Raw genomic sequence first — 21380 nt, 5'->3', positions numbered from 1 at the left:
AAATAATGCCGGTAGGAAAAATCACAAAAGCATTGAGTGGCTTCTATTATGTCTATTCCGAAGGGAAAGTGTATCAATGTAAAGGCAGAGGGGTGTTCCGTAAACAAAAGATCACCCCTTTGGTGGGGGATGAAGTCACCTTTGAAGCGGATAACCAGAAAGAAGGGTACGTCCTTTCTATCGGAAAACGCAAAAATGAATTAGTAAGGCCGCCCGTCGCTAATGTCGACCAGGCATTGATCATGACCTCTGCAAAAGACCCGGCATTCAATCCTTTACTCCTCGATCGGTTTCTTGTGCTGGTGGAAGCTAACCGGATAGAGCCATTGATTGTCATATCAAAAGTAGACGGGTCAAAGGAAGAAGGAGACATACATGCCTTCCAGGAGCTCTATCAGCAGGCGGGTTATACGGTCATATTGACATCGAAGGACAAAGACATAGCGCTTGAGGAAATCCAATCACACCTTACAGGTAAAATCACGGTCGTTGCCGGCCAGTCAGGCGTCGGCAAATCCACCTTGCTGAATCACCTGGACCCGGAATTGGATATTGAAACGAATGAGATTTCTGAAAGTCTTGGCCGAGGAAAACACACCACCAGGCATGTGGAATTATTTGAAATTGCCGGAGGATTAGTAGCGGACACCCCTGGTTTCAGTTCACTGGAATTCCAGGAGCTTGAAGAGGATCAGCTGCCGGAATGCTTCCCGGAGTTCAGGGAAGTGCAACACTTATGCAAATTCCGGGGATGTCTTCATAAAAAAGAGCCGAAATGCGCGGTGAAGGCTGCTGTTGATAATGGGGAAATAGCCAGTCAGCGCTACGAACATTACTTACAATTTTTAGAAGAAATACAAACGAGAAAGCCGAGGTATTGAAACAATGACAAAAATAGCACCTTCTATATTATCCGCAGATTTTGCAAAACTGGGACAGGAAATTCAGGAAGTGGTAGACGGGGGAGCGGACTATATCCATATAGATGTCATGGATGGTCATTTTGTTCCCAACATCACGATCGGTCCTTTAATTGTCGACGCCGTACGTCCAGTTACAGACCTGCCTTTGGATGTCCATCTGATGATTGAGAATGCCGAACAATATATCGAAGCTTTTGCTAAAGCCGGTGCAGATATTATAACTGTACATCAGGAAGCTAATGTGCACCTGCACCGGACGCTCCAGTTAATAAAAAGCCATGGAGTAAAAGCGGGGGTCGTCATCAATCCTGCTACCCCAGCTGAAGCGATTAAGCCAATTCTTCCTGATGTCGATCTTGTTTTACTCATGACGGTCAATCCTGGCTTCGGCGGTCAGTCATTCATTGAATCAGTAGTACCGAAAATTCAGCAGATTGCTGACTGGAGAAAAGAAATGGACCTATCATTTGAAATTGAAATTGATGGAGGGGTTAATTCAGAGACGGCCAAGACTTGTGTCGAGGCTGGCGCTGATGTTCTCGTTGCCGGAAGTGCTGTTTTTAACAAGAAAGACAGAAAAGCAGCCATTGAAGCAATAAAGAATACTTATTAAAACTATGCCAGCCGCACATTGTGCGGCTGTTTTCCGTTAGGAGTGTTGCAGATGAAACGAATTGCAATTGTCGGGGGAGGGCCGAAGCGGTATATCCCTGAATTAAAAGCATACCATGAAGAAAGAATGATTTGGATCGGTGCGGACCAGGGAGCCGAAGTACTTTATGAACAAGAAATTCCGATGCAATTGGCGATCGGGGATTTTGACTCGGTCACGGAAAATCGCCTCGGAGAAATAAGAGGGTATGCAGCTGTTACGGAGGTCTACCCAGAGGAAAAAGATGATACGGATTTAGAACTTGCAATCAAAGCAGCGATCAAAGAACAGCCTGACGAAATCTATTTATTTGGAGTTACCGGCGGACGTATCGACCATACCCTGGCTAATATCCACTTGCTTCACCAGACGGAGCGGGCTAAAATCAAAGCAATCATTATCGATAAGCAGAACCATATCGAACTGACTACTCCAGGAGAACATCAGGTAAAGAAAAATAACAGCTACCCTTATATATCATTCATTCCCATGTCGTTGACAGTAGAGAATCTGACGCTTCAAGGTTTTTATTACCCGCTTGAAAATAAAAATCTGCCAATCGGGTCGACTCTCTGCATGTCAAACAAGCTTGTTAAAGAATCTGGTACTTTTTCATACAGCCAAGGCATACTATTGTTAATAAGGAGTCGAGATAGTTGAGCGCACGCACCATACAGCTTGTCTGCAAGTAGTGATTTGGGAAAGAGGAGGGGGACTCATTGAAATTTTATACCATTAAACTCCCAAAATTCATTGGTGGCTTCGTAAGAGCTGTCATAGGAACCTTTAAAAAAGGGTAACAAAAAAAGCACCCCGGCGCAGGGTGCTTTTTTTGTACTTTAAAAGTGTAAATGATTTCCCGTGTTAAAGTAAATGATATGCGCCCGGATATATGCAGGCGCAGTTCTGCGTAATTATACGCGCGTTACTTTACCAGATTTAAGTGCACGGGCAGATACATAAACTTTTTTAGGCTTGCCGTCAACCAAAATGCGTACTTTTTGTACGTTAGCCTTGAAATTACGTTTATTAGCGTTCATTGCGTGTGAACGATTGTTACCTGAAGTGGTTTTGCGTCCTGTTACAACACATTTACGTCCCATGGTAATCCCTCCTAGTGCTTACAAGTCTATCTTGAAATACTTATACAATGTATCATAATGGACAGTGGATTGCAATAATTGCTGTTAAATTATATCAAGAATTTTCACTTGACAGAACGGAGTAATTAATCCAAAGTATTATAGGGGCAATCTTTAATCTACGGGTGCCTCTACGAGTTAAGGAGTTAAGCGATAATCCTTGCATACTTGAGAATGTGTTATAATATAGGGAATAATCTTATAGGGACGAAGGAGGATCATCATGTCTGTTAATATGAATACCAAATATGGTCAAGTAACAATCAGTAACGAAGTTATTTCTACTATTGCAGGTGGAGCCGCAGTCGAATGCTACGGAATCGTAGGGATGGCTTCCAAAAGCCAACTGCGTGACGGTATCGCGGAGATTCTTAGAAAAGAGAATTTTTCCAAAGGCGTGGTGGTCAGACAGGAAGAAGACACGCTGCATATCGATATGTACATTATCGTCAGCTACGGTACGAAGATTTCCGAAGTTGCGCATAACGTCCAATCTCAAGTGAAATATACATTGAATAAGACAGTGGGATTATCCGTAAACTCTGTGAACATCTATATTCAAGGTGTTCGCGTTTCCGCTGAATAATCCAATCAAACAGAAAAACTAGCAGATATAGAGGAGGAAGCAGGTGTGACGGTTAAAATGTTGGACGGCAAAACGTTCGGAGAAATGGTGCTGGCAGGCGCGCAGCATCTGACTAACAACGCTGATACGATCGATGCATTGAACGTCTTTCCCGTTCCTGATGGTGATACAGGTACGAATATGAATTTATCAATGACTTCAGGTGCCAATGAGGTAAGAAATGTGGAGAATAATCATACCGGGGATGTAGCCCAGGCGCTGGCGAAAGGTTTATTAATGGGTGCACGTGGGAACTCAGGTGTCATCCTGTCTCAATTATTCCGTGGCTTCGGAAAAGAACTTGCTCAAAAAGACTCATGTAATACAAAGGAGTTCGCTCAGGCGTTGCAGTCCGGAGTTGAAACTGCATATAAAGCAGTGATGAAGCCGGTTGAAGGGACAATTTTAACAGTAGCAAAAGAATCAGCAGAAGCGGCTGTCAAAGCAGCGAAAAAAGAAGAAGATATGATCGCTTTTCTGGAGGAAGTCGTTAAAGAGGCCAAGGCATCTTTAAAACGAACTCCGGATCTTCTTCCTGTCCTGAAGGAAGTAGGCGTTGTAGACAGCGGCGGACAAGGCCTGGTGACGATCTATGAAGGGTTCCTTGCCAACCTGAAAGGTGAAACGTTACCAGAACCGGTAAGTTCTTCTTCCATGAACGAAATGGTGAATGCAGAGCATCATAAACTTGCCCAGGATTTTATGAATACTGAAGATATCGAATTCGGCTACTGCACAGAATTCATGGTCAAATTCGAAGAAGACAAGCTTCAGGAAAATCCCTATGACGAAGATATATTCCGTAATGAGTTGAGCGAAATGGGAGATTCTCTGCTTGTGGTATCCGATGATGAACTGATTAAAGTACATGTTCATGTAGAATATCCGGGTGAAGCGATGACACTTGGTCAGCGCTACGGAAGCCTTGTGAACATGAAAATCGAAAATATGCGCGAACAGCATACATCCATCGTCGGCGACAAAAAAGGGAATAAAAAGCACCAGCCGAAAGAGAAAGCGGAATACGGCATTATTACTGTATCCATGGGTGAAGGACTTAAAAAAATGTTCGAAAGCCTAGGCGCTACGGTTGTCATCCAGGGCGGTCAGACGATGAATCCAAGCACGCAGGATATTTCTGAAGCTATCAGCCAGGCACATGCGAAGAACGTAGTGATTCTGCCTAACAATAAAAATATCGTGATGGCTGCGGAGCAGGCGGCTGATCTTGCCGAAGACAATGTTGCTGTGATCCCGAGCAAGTCAATTCCTCAAGGGATGAGCGCGCTTTTGGCGTTCAATCCAGAAGCTGATCTTGAAACAAATCAGCAGGAAATGTCCGGGATGATGGAGCATGTAAAAACAGGGCAGATCACCTACGCAGTCCGTGATACACAAATTGATGGCTTGACCATTGAAAAGGATCATTTTATGGGAATTTTAGATGGCGATATCAAAGCTACGGATAGAGATAAAATCATAACTGTCGAAAAATTACTCAAAGAAATGATCGACGAAGATGAAGATGAAATTCTGACAGTCCTGACCGGAGAAGATGCGACCCAGGAAGAAATCGATAAGATTGAATCCTTTATGGAAGAAAAATTCGAAGATATTGAAGTGGAGGTCCATCAAGGGGGCCAGCCGATTTACTCGTTCATTTTTTCAGTTGAATAATAATAGGTGTGAAAACTAAAGAAGGTCTAAATCAAATGAGATTTAGACCTTTTTTCATTATAATTGAAAGAACACCTATGATTTTTAGGTTTTTGTAGAAGAATATACGTGAATAGATAATCACAAAACCATTGTGAAAAAGGAGATATAATGACACATATTAATGAGATGGGATGGAATTTTGATAAAAGTTATACGCGTTTGCCGGAAGCATTTTACGAAAAAGCCGAACCTGCCACTGTTCATTCGCCGGAGTTGGTCATCTTCAATAAGTCATTAGCAGAAACTTTAGGGTTGAACAGTGATTTATTGCAAACAAAAGAAGGAGTGGAAGTTTTTGCGGGGAATCAGGTGCCCGAAAATGCGGCTCCGATCGCCCAAGCTTATGCTGGTCATCAATTCGGGCATTTTACCATGTTGGGAGATGGGCGCGCTGTACTATTCGGTGAGCAGATTACACCTTCAGGTGAACGGTTCGATATTCAGCTCAAGGGATCAGGGCGGACACCATTTTCCCGAAGAGGTGACGGCCGGGCGACACTTGGACCGATGCTGCGGGAATATATCATCAGTGAAGCGATGCACGCCCTTGGAATTCCTACTAACCGAAGTCTTGCTGTCGTTACCACGGGAGAGACGGTCATTCGGGAGACCCCTCTTCCTGGGGCTGTATTAACCCGTGTGGCTGCAAGCCATCTTCGGGTCGGCACTTTTGAATATGCTTTGAGACTGAATGATGTAGAAAAACTCCAGGCCCTGGCTGACTATGCTATTGAGCGTCATTTTCCTGAGATGGAACAAAACGGAAAGCGATACCTCACGTTGTTTGAAGAAGTGGTCAAACGTCAGGCCGAACTGATAGCCAATTGGCAGCTGGTAGGGTTTATTCATGGAGTGATGAACACGGACAATATGACCATCAGTGGAGAAACGATTGATTATGGACCGTGCGCTTTTATGGATGAATACAATCCGGCTACCGTATTCAGTTCAATCGATGTTCAAGGCCGGTATGCTTATCAGAATCAACCCGCAATCGGCCAATGGAACTTGGCACGTTTTGCTGAATCTCTTGTACCGTTGTTACATGAAAAGCCGGATCAGGCGGTTGAATTAGCTCAAGACATTCTTGGCACTTATGAAAAATGGTATCACCACCATTGGCTCACAGGTATGCGAAAGAAACTGGGAATTCAAAATGAGGAAGAGCGTGATGAGAAGCTGGTGGAGGATCTTCTCGGCATAATGAAGGAACATCGTGCCGATTATACAAATACCTTCCGTGCTTTAACCTTAGATAAACCAGAGGATACGGCGATGGCTGGGACGGCCGAATTCAAGCAATGGTATGCACAATGGCAGAAGAGATTAGAACGGCAGGAGATATTGAAAACTTCTGCTTATCAGTTGATGAAGGAAGTAAACCCTTCCATTATTCCCCGTAACCATCGGGTAGAAGAGGCACTTGAGGCTGCTGTAGATAAAGGTGACTATAGCGTGATGGAAAAGCTTTTAGATGTTCTTTCTGATCCTTATGCTTATTCTTCTGATCAGGAGGAATTTACCAAACTGCCGGAGCCATCAACATTTCCCTACCGCACCTATTGCGGCACATGATGACTCAGCTATGCAAAGACAGTGGAAACCCCACTGTCTTTTTTAAAATCTGATAAATCTCGTTGATTTTACAATTAAGCTCCCTTTACTTGAAGACTCAGTTTCGAGGTAATTGGGTCCGTTACCATGAGAGGAAAGGGATGGGCTGGGAAACGGCTCGCTTTCAAGCTTCATCGCCTAGACATTCGCGACATAAGCAGTCCATCAACGGGAAGAAAGAGCCCTTCCCTTTTGCTGTTCTGCTTATGCGTGTCGTGTCTCCCAAGGCGATTACGCATTCATTTCTTTCCTGCGGGGGGATCTGGCAAGCTTCCTCGGACTAAAGCCCTGCGGGATCTCGCCTAGCCCCTTCTTCAGCGGGAGTCTCCCCGTTTCTCTGCCCATCCAGCCAGTGTTTACTAAACGGACCCTTCAAAAAGAGTAAGAATGTAGCTGAAACCTTCATGTTGACGCATTTATAAAGGAGATATAGACGCCAGAGTCTTCTTTCTATATCATGATCGTTTCCATAAGTGTGATTTCGAGAACTTCCTATTATGGCAAGGGGGCGTAGGGGAACGGGGAGACTCCTACGGGAAAAGAGTTCCAGGTGAGACCCCACAGAGCGTCAGCTCGAGGAGGCTCAGCGAACTCCCGTGGAAAGCGACTCGTTCCCCTGCGACCCTTCCCTTCTTACAATATCTCGAAACCAAGTCTTCGACTTTACGCTCTTTTGTTGAATAAGGCTTTTATGAAAAAACAACTATATCGTTTACAGTTCAAACCTTTCGGTAAAATAGTTGGAAAGGAGGAATGATGATGGAAAAAAGGAAAATTGCAATCGTAACCGGAGGAGCTAATGGAATTGGAGAAGCTATCGTTACTGCTTTTGTTGAGAAAGGTTATACCGTCATACTTATTGATAAAGATGAAAAAAAGGGCAGGGAAGTTTGTAAAGGATGGAAAGAAAACGGATATCAGGCAGAATTCAAATGGTGCGACGTAGGCAATTATGAAGCAGTACAGAAGTTATTTAAAGAAATAGAGATGGAATATGAACGTATTGATATTTTAGTGAACAATGCAGGAATTTCAAAATTCAAAGACTTTTGGGAGATGAGCGAGCAAGACTGGAATGAAGTTATTTCGACTAATCTAAGTAGTGTTTTTTACTTAACCAAACAAGCTGCTTTACTCATGAAGGAACAGGGAGGAGGTATTATCAATATTGCATCTACGAGAGCCTCGATGGCTGAACCGCATACAGAAGCCTACTCAGCAAGCAAGGGAGGAATCGTGGCACTCACTCATTCACTGGCAATGACATTGAGTGATCATTATATCCGTGTGAACAGTATCAGTCCAGGCTGGATAGCAACGGAAAATTATGGCGACTTAAGAGAAGTCGACCACTTCCAGCACCCTTCCAAAAGAGTAGGAAGACCGGAGGACATTGCCAGAGCCTGTGTTTTTCTAAGCCAGGAAGAAAATGATTTCATTAACGGAGAAAACATCGTCATCGACGGTGGAATGACCAGGAAAATGATTTATGAACATTAAGTGATTCAGGAGCAATTATGTTTACTTTTTAGAACGGCTCGTAACTTCTCTACATAAAAAGTTACGTGCAGCTTTGTCTCCTATATATTCTGTAATTTTCTCATACACCCGCACGTTCCCTCTCCAAATAGAGATATTGAAGTGACCAAAGGAACGACCGGTGTCTTTATGTAAGAGGCCCAGACATGTATACTCTGGGCCTCTCGTATTTTTAATATTCTAATGTCCGACTGATCGCATGACAAATTCGAATAGGAACATCATGGCGATAAATACGACTGGGAAAGATAGCTCCCTTTGTTTGCCGATCGCCAGCTTTACCAGTGGATAGGCGATGAATCCAAATGCCATCCCGTCAGCAATCGAATAGGTGAACGGAATCATGACAATGATCAAAAATGAAGGCATTGCCTCTGATAACTGATCCAATTCGATGTGTTTGATATTCTGTACCATCAAAGCTCCGACAATAATTAATATCGGGCTGATGGCTGTGGATGGTACCATTGAAATCCATGGAATCAACAGTAAAGTTACCAGGAATAGAATCGCCATCGTGATAGCGGCACGGCCAGTTTTTCCTTTGGACGCTATGACGGCTGCACTTTCAGCAGAAGATACGGTCGGCGAAGTGCCTAGAAATCCGCTTGCCAGTGCAGAAAAAGCTGTCGCCTGGTACGCTCGTTTAAATTTGCCTTCGTTGTTAAGCATGGCTAGCTGGCCATGGATTAAACCCATATTTTCAAATATCAGCACAATACTTAATGGGAAGACAGCCATCCAGAAGGTCAACGACCCGATACCGGCAAAAGAAGGGTTCCACACAAAACCATCCATTTCCATTGAAATCCCTTTTCCAGGCTCACCGAGCAATCCAAAAAAGTAGGCAATAACGGTACCGATAATCATCGTCACCAGGAAGTTGCCAGGTACATTCCTTGTAAAGAGAAAAATAGCGATGAACAAGGTCAACAGGCTGGTGATCACCATTTCAGAAGATGGATTGCCGAGCGTAATCAGTGAATGCTCTCCTCTGACGACCAATCCGCCTTTTTCCAAACCGATCAATGTCAAAAACAACCCAAGACCAACGGTGATGGCATGCTTAAGTGAATCGGGAATCGCTTCTTTCAGCCACTCGCCAAGCTTCGTGAATGCTGTCAAAAGAAATATCAAGGATGATACAATGACAACAGCCAGTCCTTCCTGGAAGCTCATGCCAGTGCCTTCGACGATCGTATAAGCGAACAGGGCATTGACCCCCATTCCGGGTATCAGTACCATCGGGGCATTTGCAAGCAAACCCATCAGCAACGTGCCGACAAAGCTGGCAAGAATCGTAGCGACCATGGCATTTTCCACACCGATTCCGGCATCATTCAAAATCGAACTATTGACCGCTACAATGTAGACGGTTGTAAAATAGCCGATAAAACCAGCCAGAACGTCATTTTTCCACTGGGCAGCATCGATGTCATGTTTATGCTTGTTAAACATGGTGTACTCCTCTATAATATTGTAGCCCTCTCCCACCCGGTTGTTCATGCAACCCACAAAATTTAATTATAATACGGGTTGGGTATTCTGGCAAACTTATTATCTTTCAGGAAAAAATAGTATAGAAAACACCTGTTCAAGTAAACGGTTTCTCGCTAAAATAGAATAGGGCATAAGCTAATGTGAACTCCATCCATAACTGCTTATCTCATGGAAGGGAAAGGTGAAATATGAAATTCAAATCAGTTTTCGATATTATGGGTCCTGTCATGATTGGACCATCCAGTTCGCATACAGCAGGAGCAGCGCGAATCGGACGGGCTGCCCGAAATCTCTTTGGCCGGGAACCGAAATGGGCGGAAATCCATTTGTATGGTTCTTTTGCCAGAACATATAAGGGACATGGTACAGACGTCGCTATTGTAGGCGGGCTGCTGGACTATGATACGCACGACACGAGAATAAGAAATGCTTTAGATACTGCTAAACAAAAAGGAATTAAAATAAGGTTCCATGAAGAGGATTCTCATACCGACCACCCAAATACTGCAAGGATTCGCATCGGCGACGATGATGGTGATCTGGAGCTTGTCGGTATTTCGATTGGTGGAGGGATGGCGGAAATCACCGAGTTGAACGGTTTTGAATTACGTCTATCCGGTGGCCACCCTGCCGTCTTGCTCATCCATAACGACAGGTACGGAGCAATCGCTTCAGTAACGGCAATCCTAGCACGCCATGAAATCAATATCGGCCATATGGAAGTTTCCCGGAAGCAAGAAGGACAGCAGGCGTTAATGGTCATCGAAGTCGATCAGAATATTGATGAAAGTATCTTGCAAGAGCTGGAAAGGGCCGACCATATCCTGCAAGTGGCCAAGATAGTCGATTAATAGAAAGGGGCATGTATTATGTTTCGTAATGTAGCCGAACTCGTCGAAATGGCGGAAAGTGAAGGCATTCAAATATCAGAAGTGATGATTCGCCAGGAGATGGAAGTGAAAGAAAGAACCCGGGAAGAGGTTTTCGGGCAGATGGAACGTAACCTGGATGTCATGGAAAAAGCTGTCGAGGATGGTCTCAAAGGGGTGAAGTCCCATAGTGGTTTGACAGGCGGCGATGCCGTTCTTATCCAGGAATATATGAAAAATAATAACCCTTTATCAGGGGATATCCTGCTTGATGCGGTCAGTAAGGCAGTAGCTACTAATGAAGTGAACGCCGCAATGGGAACAATTTGTGCGACGCCGACAGCCGGGAGTGCCGGATGTGTTCCTGGTACACTGTTTGCGGTAAAAAATAAATTAAATCCAACGAGAGAACAAATGGTGCGTTACCTGTTTACTTCTGGAGCATTCGGGTTTGTCGTAGCCAATAATGCTTCCATCTCCGGTGCTGCCGGAGGATGTCAGGCAGAAGTCGGATCGGCGGCTGGAATGGCAGCTGCTGCAATTGTCGAGATGGCAGGCGGAACGCCATCACAATCGGCTGAAGCAATGGCGATTACCTTGAAAAACATGCTCGGACTTGTCTGTGACCCGGTTGCAGGTTTAGTGGAAGTGCCATGCGTGAAAAGGAATGCGATGGGAGCTTCCAACGCTGTGGTGGCAGCTGATATGGCATTAGCCGGCGTAACAAGCCGCATTCCGTGTGATGAAGTGATCGATGCGATGTACAAAATCGGGCAGACCATGCCAGTCGCATTGCGTGAGACAGCACAGGGAGGCTTGGCTGCAACACCGACGGGCAGAGAACTAGAAGCGAAAGTGTACGGAATTTCTTTGAAGAAAGAGTGATTATGTGTTAACGCAACCAGTTTCCGAGGTGAACGGAGTAGGGGAAAAAGTGACGGAAACCCTGAATGAACTAGGTATATATACCATTGAAGATCTCATGTTCTATTTTCCCTATCGTTATGACACGTATGAGGTCAAACCGTTGACGGAACTAGTTCATGATGAAAAAGCGACCATCGAAGGGGAGGTCATTGGAGAACCTTCCCTTACTTTTTATGGTCGAAAGAAATCCCGGTTGACGATGACATTGCAGGTAGAACAATTTGCGGTCAAAGCAGTCATGTTCAACCGCGCATTTGCGAAGAAACAAATTAATTCCGGGGACATTATTACCGTAACCGGCAAGTGGGACCAGCATCGGCTGCAAATAACAGTCAGCCAGTATAAGAAGGGTCGTGCTGAGGCACAAAACCCGATTCAGCCGGTCTATTCCTTGAAAGAAAGCATCACTATGAAAAAAATGCGGAAGCTGATCCTCCAGGCATTAGAAGACTATGGGGAAGAAATCCGTGAAATTTTGCCAGAGCATTTGATGGAGAGCTACAAGCTGCCGGAACGGTCGGCTGCTTTATGGCAAATGCACTATCCCGAAAGCAGGGAGTTATTGAAGCACGCCCGGAGAAGATTCACTTATGAAGAGTTTCTTGTTTTCCAGCTTAAGATGCAGCTCTTACGTAAATTGAAACGGGAAGCGACAGAAGGGAATCTGCAGGCTTATGATAATGATAAGCTGACAGAATTTGTGGATTCCTTTCCGTTTGAACTGACGAAAGCGCAAAAGAAGTCACTGGCAGAAATTTTAAAAGACATGAAATCCCCCCATCGTATGAACAGACTGCTACAGGGGGATGTTGGTTCAGGGAAGACGGCTGTCGCCGCGATCGCCTTATATGCAACGATTACAGCAGGTAACCAGGGTGCATTGATGGTGCCGACAGAAATTCTGGCTGAACAGCACTATGAATCGTTGCAGCAGATGTTCGGGGACCTGGTGAATATTGTGTTATTGACCGGTTCAATTAAAGGAAAACACCGAAAAGCTGTATTGGAAGAAATTCGCAACCAGGAGGCAGATATCATTGTGGGGACCCACGCCCTGATCCAGGACGAAGTGGTCTTTTCCAAACTAGGGTTAGTGATCGTCGATGAGCAGCACCGTTTTGGTGTCAATCAGCGGCGGACATTAAGGGATAAAGGATTGCATCCGGATGTATTATTCATGACAGCCACCCCTATTCCACGAACGCTGGCAATCACAGCATTTGGGGATATGGATGTTTCTGTCATTGATGAAATGCCTGCTGGACGAAAACCGGTGGAGACATACTGGGTAAAAGGAGATATGATGGACCGGGTGCTGCAGTTCATTAACAAAGAAGTCGCAAGAGGTCACCAGGCCTATGTCATTTCTCCGCTGATAGAGGAATCGGATAAACTGGATATCCAGAATGCTGTCGATCTCCACCACCAGTTGCAGACCTACTATGAACCGGATATTTCCGTCGGCTTGATGCATGGGCGTCTCCATCAGGAAGAAAAAGAAGAAGTCATGCAGCAGTTTGTCGATAATGACATCCAGGTTCTCGTTTCGACGACTGTAGTAGAAGTAGGAGTCAATGTACCCAATGCAACAGTAATGGTAATTTACGACGCTGAACGATTCGGCCTCAGTCAATTGCATCAGCTCAGGGGACGTGTCGGCCGTGGAGATGCCCAGAGCTATTGTATTCTTTTGGCTGAACCCAAAGGGGAAATTGGCAAAGAACGAATGCGTATCATGACAGAAACAACGGATGGTTTTGAGTTATCGGAGCAGGATCTTCAACTGCGTGGCCCTGGTGACTTTTTTGGTAAGAAACAAAGTGGGGTTCCAGAGTTCAAGGTCGGTGATATGGTCCATGATTACCGTGCTCTGGAAACCGCTCGCAAGGACGCGGCGGATATCATAGAGACGAACCAATTGGATACCGGTGAATCATGGAGTTCTTTGCGGGAATTGTTATTTCGTGACGAAGCGTTACAAGGAGAAATACTAGATTGATAAAAAGGATAGGGTTGTTTCAGCACAAAGGCTGAGCCACCAATTTAATTGGCATTATTTTGGCTTGGGTAAGACTTTGTCTCTGAAGCAGCCCTTTTTATTTTACCTGGTAACTGATCGTTCATCTAGCTAAACAGTTATGAAAGCGCTTCAGTGATAGGATGTAAATTTCTACATATTTTTGAACTGCATTGCTAATTGAGGAAAAATTTGATAGAATTTTAAGAAAATTCCCCCAAAAAACGTAATAATTTAAACAGCCAAAGGAGTGTTGCATCTATGAAACTATTTCTTTCAGTAGATATGGAAGGAATAACCGGTCTGCCCGATTACACGTACGTGGATTCATCGGAACTAAATTACGACCGGGCCCGTCGTATCATGACAGAGGAGACGAATTACGTCATCGAGGCGGCTAGAAAATTCGGCTGCGAAGATATATTAGTGAACGACAGCCATTCGAAAATGAACAACCTGCTGATCGATCAGCTCGATCCGGAAGCTCATCTGATTACAGGGGATGTGAAACCGTTATCAATGGTTCAGAGCCTGGATGATAGCTTTGCAGGGGTGATGTTCATTGGATATCATGCAAGAGCGGGACAGCGCGGGGTAATGTCTCATTCGATGATTTTCGGAGTAAGAAATTTCTACATAAATGACGTCGAGGTAGGAGAACTAGGCTTTAATGCATACGTTGCCGGATATTATGGCGTTCCCGTTTTATTAGTCGCCGGTGATGATTGTGCCGGACAGGAAGCTGAATCACTTATTCCAAACATAACTACAGCAGTTGTAAAAGAAACGATTTCCCGCTCAGCAGTCAAAAGTCTCACACCAGTGAAAGCTGGAGAACTATTGCAGAAAAAAGTGACAGAGGCACTGAAAATACGTCATCTGGTCAAACCCTTGACTCCGCCTGATAACCCCATATTACGAATAGAATTTACCAATTACGGCCAAGCAGAATGGGCGAACCTGATGCCGAATACTGAAATTGAACCAGGCACCACAATCGTGAAATACCAGGCAAAAGATATCATAGAAGCTTATCAAGCGATGATCGTCATGACCGAACTGGCGATGCATACGTCTTTTAGCTAGGGAGGGTGCCTGTATGACGAGATACATAATAAAACGTTTTTTAATTATGATTGCAACGGTGTTGATCATTGCGACGCTTACATTCTTTTTGATGCATGCCATACCTGGTTCCCCGTTAAATCAGGAAAGAGGAACCAATGCAGCAGTTCAGGCAAACCTGGAGTCCCACTACCATTTGGATGAACCGTTATTTATCCAGTACCTTATTTACTTGAAATCTATTGCGACACTGGACTTCGGTCCATCGATCAAGCACCCTACGGAAACGGTCAATGACTTATTGGGACGAGGATTTCCGATTTCCTTTGAGTTAGGAATTGTTACCGTCATGGTTGCCCTTATTTCCGGGATTATTCTCGGCGTGCTGGCAGCGCTCAAACATAACGGCATTATCGATTATTTAGCGATGACCGTAGCCGTACTTGGAATTTCAATCCCTAACTTTGTACTGGCAACACTGTTGATTCAAAAGCTCGCTGTCGATTGGGGCATTTTCCCTGCTGCGACCTGGTCAAGCCCGACTCATATGGTGTTGCCTACACTGGCGCTGGCTACAGGTCCAATGGCAATCATCGCAAGGCTGACAAGATCGAGCATGTTGGAAGTGCTGACACAGGATTATATTAAAACGGCAAAAGCAAAGGGATTAAAACCATATAAAATCATTTTCAAACACGCATTGAAAAATGCCTTGATGCCTGTTGTTACCATTCTTGGAACCTTGCTGGCTGGTATCCTGACAGGAACGTTTGTCATCGAAAAAATATTCGCTATTCCTGGTATGGGCAGGTATTTCATCGAAGGCATTAACCAGCGGGATTATCCTTTGATTATGGGTACGACCGTATTCTACAGCTTTTTCTTAGTCTTTATGTTGTTCTTGGTTGATATCGCCTACGGACTCCTGGACCCCAGAATCAAAATGCATAAGAAGGAAGGGGAATGAGCATGAATCACCTTGCGGAAGAACAAAAAACAAAACATTCTCCTGCTGTCCATGATATTCCTGACGAATGGTTTAAACCCAAAGAAAATAGCCAGAAAGACTCGGAAAAGGTCGTACGTCCTTCGTTGTCCTACTGGCAGGATGCCTGGAGGCGACTGGTCAAAAACAAACTGGCCATGGGCGGACTGTTATTTCTGATATTTTTAGCACTTATGGCAATTTTCGGTCCAATATTGTCTCCTTACACCGTTCAGGAAGGGATACCGGCTAATCAGAATCAGCCTCCTTCAGGTACCCATTGGTTCGGTACCGATAACCTGGGAAGGGATGTATTTACGAGGACCTGGTATGGGGCACGGATTTCCTTATTTGTCGGTTTGATGGCAGCAATGATTGATTTCTTCATCGGGGTCATTTATGGCGGTATTGCCGGTTATAAAGGCGGACGTATCGACAGCAGCATGATGCGTATCATTGAAATCCTTTACGGATTGCCATACCTGCTGGTAGTCATCCTGCTTTTGGTCGTTATGGGCCCAAGCCTCTTGACCATCATCATTGCACTCACCGTGACAGGGTGGGTTGGAATGGCGCGGATTGTACGCGGGCAGGTACTACAGATCAAGAATTATGAATTTGTGTTAGCTTCCCAGTCATTTGGGACGAAAACCTGGCGGATCATCCGGAAGAATCTGCTTCCTAATACCATGGGCCCAATCATTGTCCAAATGACATTGACGGTACCGACAGCTATTTTCGCAGAAGCATTTTTGAGCTTCCTGGGTCTGGGAATCCAATCTCCTTATGCCAGCTGGGGAGTAATGGCTAATGATGCCTTAGGGACCATATTATCCGGCCACTGGTGGAGGCTGTTTTTCCCTGCATTTTTCATATCTGCAACCATGTTTGCATTCAACGTACTTGGAGACGGGCTTCAGGATGCACTGGATCCTAAGCTCAGGAGGTGACAACATTGGAAAAATTACTGGAAGTGAAAGACCTTGAAGTTTCCTTTTTGACTTATGGCGGGGAAGTACAGGCCGTAAGAGGAGTCAGCTTTGACTTATATAAGGGTGAGACGCTTGCGATAGTCGGGGAATCCGGCTGTGGGAAAAGCGTGACTGCCAATTCGATTATGCGGTTGATTCCTCAGCCGCCAGGAAGGATTACAAATGGAACGATACAATTCAAAGAAAAAGAGTTGCGTCATCTTCCTGAAAAACAAATGCGGAAGATCAGGGGTGTGGATATTTCCATGATCTTTCAGGATCCGATGACCGCATTGAATCCTACGTTAACGGTAGGCAACCAGCTGACCGAGGGTCTGAAACAGCATACATCTGTCTCAAACCAGGAAGCAAAACAAAAAGCGATAGAAATGCTGGAATTAGTAGGCATTCCAAATCCGGAAGAAAGACTTGGTTTATATCCCCATCAGTTCAGTGGAGGAATGCGGCAGCGGATTGTCATTGCGATGGCATTGATTTGTGAACCAGAACTCTTGATTGCTGACGAGCCGACTACGGCGCTTGATGTGACGATTCAGGCGCAAATCCTGGAACTATTCGAACGTATCCAGGAACAGACCGGGGTAGCTATCATTCTGATTACCCACGATTTAGGCGTCGTAGCAAAAATAGCCGACCGGATCGCTGTCATGTATGCTGGTAAGATTATCGAGGTTGGGACGAAAAAAGAAATATTCTATCATCCCCAGCACCCCTATACAAATGGTTTATTGACTTCAGTGCCGCGGTTGGACCGGCGGGAAGGGAAGCTGATACCGATTGACGGGACACCTCCGGATTTATTTTCACCACCGATCGGATGTCCATTTACAGCCAGATGTCCGAAAGCGATGGAAGTGTGCGAGCGGGTTTATCCTATGCAGACTGAACTCAGTGAAACGCACCAGGTCGAGTGTTGGCTCCAGGACGAGCGGGCGATCAAATTGTTGGCTTCCAAGTGAAGCCTCAAGATAAATACATACCTAGAAGGGGGAACGTAACATGAAAAAATGGCTGATGATGTTTTTAGCCGTAATGGTGGCAGTAGTTTTGTCCGCCTGTACGACAAGTGGCAGCTCTGGCAGTGACGAGGAGAAAGAAGGAGGTGGGGAAGCTTCGAGTGAAGAAAAGGTACTGAAGCTGAATAATGGTACAGAACCTACTTCCCTGGATCCGCCGATTGGTTTTGATTCGTATTCATGGAATGTATTGAACAACTTAATGGAAGGGATGACCAGATTGGATGAGTCCCATGAGCCTGCAGCAGCGACTGCAGAGAAATGGGAGGTTTCAGAAGATGGAAAGGTATATACATTCCATATTCGTGAGGATGCCAACTGGTCCAATGGCGACCCGGTTACAGCTGGAGACTTTGAATTTGCCTGGAAGCGTCTGCTTGACCCGGAAACAGCATCTCCAGCAGCTTTCCTTGGCTATTTCATTGAAGGGGCAGAAGCTTATAACACGGGAGAAGGTACCAAGGATGGTGTAATGGTAGAAGCTGTGGATGAAAAAACGTTGAAAGTGACATTGACTTCACCAACAGGGTATTTCTTGAATGTCATTTCCAACCCTGCTTTCTTCCCAATCAACGAAAAGGTCCAAAGCGAAAATGAAGAGTGGTTCTCAGAAGCTGACTCTTTTGTAGGAAACGGACCATTCAAAATTGCAGAATGGAAGCACGACAGCAAACTGGTCATGGAAAAGAACGACGAGTACTGGGATGCAGAAACCGTCAAGCTGGATAAGGTAGAGTGGGCGATGGTCAACGATACCAACACAGAATATCAAATGTATGAAAGCGGTGACCTCGATACTTCAGGCATTCCAAGCGAAATGGCAGAACAACTGCTGGATAATGAAAATGTAGTGATTGAAGATCAGGCAGGTACGTATTTCTACCGCTTCAATGTCAATCAGGAACCATTTACAAATGAAAAAATCCGTAAAGCGTTCGCGATGGCTATCAACCAGCAAGATATCGTTGACTATGTAACCAAAAACAAGGAAGAGCCGGCTTATGGCTTTGTATCCTATGGGTTTACGGACCCAGCAGGAAATGATTTCCGTGAACAAAATGGTAAGCTTGTCGAACACGATCCGGAAAAAGCAAAACAGCTGTTAGAAGAAGGAATGGAAGAAGAAGGGTATGAAAAACTTCGTCCAGTCACATTAACGTATAATACCAGCGATTCCCACAAAGCGATCGCAGAAACCATCCAAAACATGTACAAAGAGAATCTTGGTGTCGATATCACGCTGGAAAATACCGAGTGGAATGTGTTCTTGCAGGATCAAAAAGATTTGAAGCACCAATTATCACGAAGCTCCTTCCTTGCTGACTATGCTGACCCGATCAACTTCCTGGAAAGCTTTACAACAGATTCTTCCATGAACCGTACTGGCTGGTCCAATGAGGAATATGACAAGTTGATCGCGAATGCGAAGAACGAAGCAGATGAAGAGAAACGTTTCGAATATATGTATGAAGCAGAGAAGATTTTATTTGAAGAAATGCCGATCTTTCCGATCCATTTCTACAACCAGGTCGTATTGCAGAAGGATAAAGTGAAAAATATTGTCCGTCATCCAGTCGGGTACTTGGAATTGAAATGGGCAGAAATCAATTAATAGGTGGAATAAAATAGTTTCCTAATAAGTTAGATATAAAGAGGGACGGGGCAGGCGCCGATGGAAGCAAAATCTGGCAACAGATCAATGGCTGATCCTTGCTCCCGGTCCCTTTTTACATACGGAAGGCAGGGATGAAGATGCTGTTACCAAATCGTTTACATAAAGGGGATAAAATAGGTGTCATTGCACCGGCAAGTCCTCCGAATATTGATCAGATGTATCAGGCTTTCCCGTTTATAGAATCCCTTGGTCTCGAGGTCGTACTGGGAAATCATGTGAAAGATGTCTATGGCTACCTGGCAGGAAAAGATGAAGACCGATTGTCTGATTTCCATGCCATGTTCCGGAATCCGGACATCAAAGGGATATTTTGTGCTGGTGGCGGTTATGGTACAGGCCGAATTGCCGGGAAGATTGATTACAAGCTGGTAAAAGAAAATCCAAAGCCTTTCTGGGGCTACAGCGACATCACTTATTTACATACAGCGATACGTCAGCAGACAGGGCTCGTTACCTTTCACGGTCCGATGCTCAGCTCCGATATCGGCAAAGATGATTTTCATGAGAAATCGCAGGATATGTTCCGTCAGCTGTTCGCTCCTGCTGAATTGAACTATTCCACCTCTTACTCCGAATTAATGATCATTTCCGAAGGAGCAGTTTCCGGAGAGCTGGTGGGCGGCAATTTATCTTTGCTTGTGAGCACTCTTGGCACCCCTTATGAATTGGAGGCAAAAGGAAAATTATTATTGATCGAAGATATTGATGAAGAACCCTACAGGGTTGACGGTATGCTGAATCAACTGAAGTTAAGTGGAAAGCTTGATGAGGCAGCGGGTATTCTTATAGGTGATTTCAAGAATGCTGAACCTTCCAAGCGCAAAGAATCTCTCAGTCTTTCACAAGTTTTAAGTGATTACTTGAGCGATCTGAATAAGCCGATAATAGCGGGCTTCAAAATTGGCCATTGCCAGCCTCATTTCGCTGTTCCACTCGGCGTACATGCTGAAATGTCAACAAAGAAATTATCCCTTACTATCGCTCCAGGAGTGAAATAAACAAATTGAGGAGTGTTCCTATGAAACTGCAGGCAATAGAAACTTTTCGGATATCCGCTCCCCTTCATACGCCGTTTAAAACTGCCCTACGTACGGTTACGGTGGCAGAAAGCCTCGTTGTCAAAGTTACCTGTGACGATGGCACCGTAGGATTCGGGGAAGCACCGCCTACCCATGTCATCACCGGAGAAAGCCTGGCAAGTATAGAGACGGCGGTGGAAGATATTATCGCTCCCAATCTGCTGGGAATGTCGCTGTTAGAGCGAGAGAGGGTTTTTGAGATGCTTCACCGGTTGATAATCGGAAATACGAGTGCCAAAGCAGCCATCGATATGGCTCTTTATGACTGTCTTTCCCAGTATGCCGGCATGCCGCTCTACCAGTTTCTCGGAGGTTATCGGAACCTGCTGGAAACAGATTACACCGTGAGTGTTAACACGGTAGAAGAAATGGCTAAGGACACCGTCCGGTACATAAAAAATGGTTTTGATGCATTGAAAGTGAAAGTGGGCAAAGATGATATTGATATGGATATCAAGCGTATTCAGGCGGTACGTAAAGCGGCTGGTACAGACATACTTATCCGACTTGATGCCAATCAGGGCTGGAAGCCGAAAGAAGCGGTATATGCAATCAGAAAAATGGAAGATTCAGGTTTAAATATCGAACTGGTTGAACAACCGGTCAAAGCTCATGATCTTGCAGGTTTAAAGCAAGTGAAGGAGCAAGTAGATACACCGATTATGGCAGATGAGAGCGTGTTTTCCCTATTTGATGCAAGGCAGGTATTAGAAACAGAAAGTGCCGACTTGATAAATATCAAGCTGATGAAGAGCGGCGGCATCTACCAGGCTCTGAAAATAGCGACCATAGCAGAGAGTTATGGAGTGGAATGCATGGTAGGAAGCATGATTGAAACTAAAATAGGAATAACAGCCGCCTGTCACTTTGCGGCCAGCCAAAAGAATGTGACACGCTACGACTTTGATGCCCCTCTGATGCTGGCGGATGACGTACTGGACGGCGGAGTCCAGTATCAAGGAAAACACATTCATCTACCCTCGGCTACAGGACTAGGCATTAAGGAAATAAAAAAGCAATTCATTAACAATTAAAAAAGGA

20 protein-coding genes are annotated in these 21380 nt (G+C 44.9%); 18 read left to right on the top strand and 2 right to left on the bottom strand.

Annotated elements, in window-relative coordinates:
* Window positions 1-5: 5 nt before the first annotated feature.
* From rsgA to spoVM, 4 genes are read left to right on the top strand one after another with little or no spacing between them, the layout of a single operon-like run.
* The gene (rsgA, locus tag BLV00_RS20685; protein WP_093046811.1) at window positions 6-881 is read left to right on the top strand and encodes a ribosome small subunit-dependent GTPase A; all 876 of its coding nucleotides are present in this window, start codon (window positions 6-8) and stop codon (window positions 879-881) included.
* 4 nt (window positions 882-885) lie between these two features.
* A complete protein-coding gene (gene rpe, locus BLV00_RS20680) occupies window positions 886-1536 on the top strand; it encodes a ribulose-phosphate 3-epimerase (RefSeq protein ID WP_093046810.1) in 651 nt (216 codons plus the stop codon).
* A 51-nt stretch (window positions 1537-1587) separates the two neighbouring features.
* Window positions 1588-2235 (top strand): thiamine diphosphokinase, encoded by a 648-nt coding sequence (locus tag BLV00_RS20675; protein WP_093046809.1) that lies wholly within the window; start codon window positions 1588-1590, stop codon window positions 2233-2235.
* 59 nt (window positions 2236-2294) lie between these two features.
* Complete coding sequence (gene spoVM, locus BLV00_RS20670; protein WP_037985670.1) at window positions 2295-2375, top strand: stage V sporulation protein SpoVM; 81 nt, start codon at window positions 2295-2297, stop codon at window positions 2373-2375.
* Between the two features lie 114 nt (window positions 2376-2489).
* Here the strand turns inward: spoVM and rpmB are convergent, their stop codons facing one another.
* Entirely contained in the window at window positions 2490-2678 is a 189-nt protein-coding gene (rpmB, locus tag BLV00_RS20665) for a 50S ribosomal protein L28 (RefSeq protein WP_028782733.1), read from the bottom strand.
* 262 nt (window positions 2679-2940) lie between these two features.
* Between rpmB and BLV00_RS20660 the strand changes: the two genes are divergently transcribed.
* The 4 genes from BLV00_RS20660 to BLV00_RS20645 all read left to right on the top strand — a co-directional run bounded on the left by BLV00_RS20660 (window position 2941) and on the right by BLV00_RS20645 (window position 8175).
* Window positions 2941-3303: an Asp23/Gls24 family envelope stress response protein gene (locus BLV00_RS20660; protein WP_093046808.1), complete on the top strand. Its 363-nt coding sequence runs from the start codon at window positions 2941-2943 to the stop codon at window positions 3301-3303.
* 45 nt (window positions 3304-3348) lie between these two features.
* Entirely contained in the window at window positions 3349-5019 is a 1671-nt protein-coding gene (locus BLV00_RS20655; protein WP_093046807.1) for a DAK2 domain-containing protein, read from the top strand.
* Window positions 5020-5169: 150 nt separating this feature from the next.
* Window positions 5170-6636, top strand: coding sequence for a protein adenylyltransferase SelO (locus BLV00_RS20650; RefSeq protein ID WP_093046806.1), 1467 nt, complete (start codon window positions 5170-5172; stop codon window positions 6634-6636).
* A 795-nt stretch (window positions 6637-7431) separates the two neighbouring features.
* Complete coding sequence (locus BLV00_RS20645) at window positions 7432-8175, top strand: SDR family NAD(P)-dependent oxidoreductase (RefSeq protein ID WP_093046805.1); 744 nt, start codon at window positions 7432-7434, stop codon at window positions 8173-8175.
* Window positions 8176-8394: 219 nt separating this feature from the next.
* Here BLV00_RS20645 and BLV00_RS20640 read toward each other — a convergent pair whose 3' ends face one another.
* A complete protein-coding gene (locus BLV00_RS20640) occupies window positions 8395-9672 on the bottom strand; it encodes an NCS2 family permease (RefSeq protein WP_093046804.1) in 1278 nt (425 codons plus the stop codon).
* Window positions 9673-9902: 230 nt separating this feature from the next.
* Between BLV00_RS20640 and sdaAB the strand changes: the two genes are divergently transcribed.
* From sdaAB to BLV00_RS20590, 10 genes are all read left to right on the top strand, one after another.
* Window positions 9903-10565, top strand: coding sequence for an L-serine ammonia-lyase, iron-sulfur-dependent subunit beta (gene sdaAB, locus BLV00_RS20635; protein ID WP_093046803.1), 663 nt, complete (start codon window positions 9903-9905; stop codon window positions 10563-10565).
* 18 nt (window positions 10566-10583) lie between these two features.
* Window positions 10584-11468 (top strand): L-serine ammonia-lyase, iron-sulfur-dependent, subunit alpha, encoded by an 885-nt coding sequence (sdaAA, locus tag BLV00_RS20630; protein WP_093046802.1) that lies wholly within the window; start codon window positions 10584-10586, stop codon window positions 11466-11468.
* Between the two features lie 4 nt (window positions 11469-11472).
* The gene (gene recG / locus BLV00_RS20625) at window positions 11473-13509 is read left to right on the top strand and encodes an ATP-dependent DNA helicase RecG (RefSeq protein WP_093046801.1); all 2037 of its coding nucleotides are present in this window, start codon (window positions 11473-11475) and stop codon (window positions 13507-13509) included.
* A 279-nt stretch (window positions 13510-13788) separates the two neighbouring features.
* Entirely contained in the window at window positions 13789-14613 is an 825-nt protein-coding gene (locus tag BLV00_RS20620) for a M55 family metallopeptidase (RefSeq protein WP_093046800.1), read from the top strand.
* 13 nt (window positions 14614-14626) lie between these two features.
* Complete coding sequence (locus BLV00_RS20615; protein WP_093046799.1) at window positions 14627-15559, top strand: ABC transporter permease; 933 nt, start codon at window positions 14627-14629, stop codon at window positions 15557-15559.
* Window positions 15556-16527, top strand: a complete 972-nt coding sequence (locus BLV00_RS20610; RefSeq protein WP_093046798.1) for an ABC transporter permease — start codon at window positions 15556-15558, stop codon at window positions 16525-16527. The genes BLV00_RS20615 and BLV00_RS20610 overlap by 4 nt, the downstream gene beginning before the upstream one ends.
* A gap of 5 nt (window positions 16528-16532) precedes the next feature.
* A complete protein-coding gene (locus tag BLV00_RS20605; RefSeq protein WP_093046797.1) occupies window positions 16533-17528 on the top strand; it encodes an ABC transporter ATP-binding protein in 996 nt (331 codons plus the stop codon).
* A gap of 40 nt (window positions 17529-17568) precedes the next feature.
* On the top strand, window positions 17569-19197 hold the full coding sequence (locus BLV00_RS20600; RefSeq protein WP_093046796.1) for a peptide ABC transporter substrate-binding protein: 1629 nt from the start codon (window positions 17569-17571) through the stop codon (window positions 19195-19197).
* A gap of 140 nt (window positions 19198-19337) precedes the next feature.
* Window positions 19338-20258 (top strand): S66 peptidase family protein, encoded by a 921-nt coding sequence (locus BLV00_RS20595; protein WP_093046821.1) that lies wholly within the window; start codon window positions 19338-19340, stop codon window positions 20256-20258.
* A 20-nt stretch (window positions 20259-20278) separates the two neighbouring features.
* Entirely contained in the window at window positions 20279-21373 is a 1095-nt protein-coding gene (locus BLV00_RS20590; RefSeq protein ID WP_093046795.1) for a mandelate racemase/muconate lactonizing enzyme family protein, read from the top strand.
* Window positions 21374-21380: the final 7 nt, after the last annotated feature.

Origin of the sequence: Thalassobacillus cyri (assembly GCF_900107755.1) — a bacterium.
Lineage (GTDB): Bacteria > Bacillota > Bacilli > Bacillales > Halobacillaceae > Thalassobacillus > Thalassobacillus cyri.
The sequence above is the reverse complement of the archived record's forward strand: the minus strand, read 5'-3'. Positions and strand labels throughout refer to the sequence as shown.

What these genes read in the sequence shown, in the direction of transcription:
- rsgA (WP_093046811.1), top strand. Translation starts at nt 6, where the DNA reads ATGCCGGTAGGAAAAATCACAAAAGCATTGAGTGGCTTCTATTATGTC.
- rpe (WP_093046810.1), top strand. Translation starts at nt 886, where the DNA reads ATGACAAAAATAGCACCTTCTATATTATCCGCAGATTTTGCAAAACTG.
- BLV00_RS20675 (WP_093046809.1), top strand. Translation starts at nt 1,588, where the DNA reads ATGAAACGAATTGCAATTGTCGGGGGAGGGCCGAAGCGGTATATCCCT.
- rpmB (WP_028782733.1), bottom strand. Translation starts at nt 2,678, where the DNA reads ATGGGACGTAAATGTGTTGTAACAGGACGCAAAACCACTTCAGGTAAC.
- BLV00_RS20660 (WP_093046808.1), top strand. Translation starts at nt 2,941, where the DNA reads ATGTCTGTTAATATGAATACCAAATATGGTCAAGTAACAATCAGTAAC.
- BLV00_RS20650 (WP_093046806.1), top strand. Translation starts at nt 5,170, where the DNA reads ATGACACATATTAATGAGATGGGATGGAATTTTGATAAAAGTTATACG.
- BLV00_RS20645 (WP_093046805.1), top strand. Translation starts at nt 7,432, where the DNA reads ATGATGGAAAAAAGGAAAATTGCAATCGTAACCGGAGGAGCTAATGGA.
- BLV00_RS20640 (WP_093046804.1), bottom strand. Translation starts at nt 9,672, where the DNA reads ATGTTTAACAAGCATAAACATGACATCGATGCTGCCCAGTGGAAAAAT.
- sdaAB (WP_093046803.1), top strand. Translation starts at nt 9,903, where the DNA reads ATGAAATTCAAATCAGTTTTCGATATTATGGGTCCTGTCATGATTGGA.
- sdaAA (WP_093046802.1), top strand. Translation starts at nt 10,584, where the DNA reads ATGTTTCGTAATGTAGCCGAACTCGTCGAAATGGCGGAAAGTGAAGGC.
- BLV00_RS20620 (WP_093046800.1), top strand. Translation starts at nt 13,789, where the DNA reads ATGAAACTATTTCTTTCAGTAGATATGGAAGGAATAACCGGTCTGCCC.
- BLV00_RS20615 (WP_093046799.1), top strand. Translation starts at nt 14,627, where the DNA reads ATGACGAGATACATAATAAAACGTTTTTTAATTATGATTGCAACGGTG.
- BLV00_RS20610 (WP_093046798.1), top strand. Translation starts at nt 15,556, where the DNA reads ATGAGCATGAATCACCTTGCGGAAGAACAAAAAACAAAACATTCTCCT.
- BLV00_RS20600 (WP_093046796.1), top strand. Translation starts at nt 17,569, where the DNA reads ATGAAAAAATGGCTGATGATGTTTTTAGCCGTAATGGTGGCAGTAGTT.
- BLV00_RS20595 (WP_093046821.1), top strand. Translation starts at nt 19,338, where the DNA reads ATGCTGTTACCAAATCGTTTACATAAAGGGGATAAAATAGGTGTCATT.
- BLV00_RS20590 (WP_093046795.1), top strand. Translation starts at nt 20,279, where the DNA reads ATGAAACTGCAGGCAATAGAAACTTTTCGGATATCCGCTCCCCTTCAT.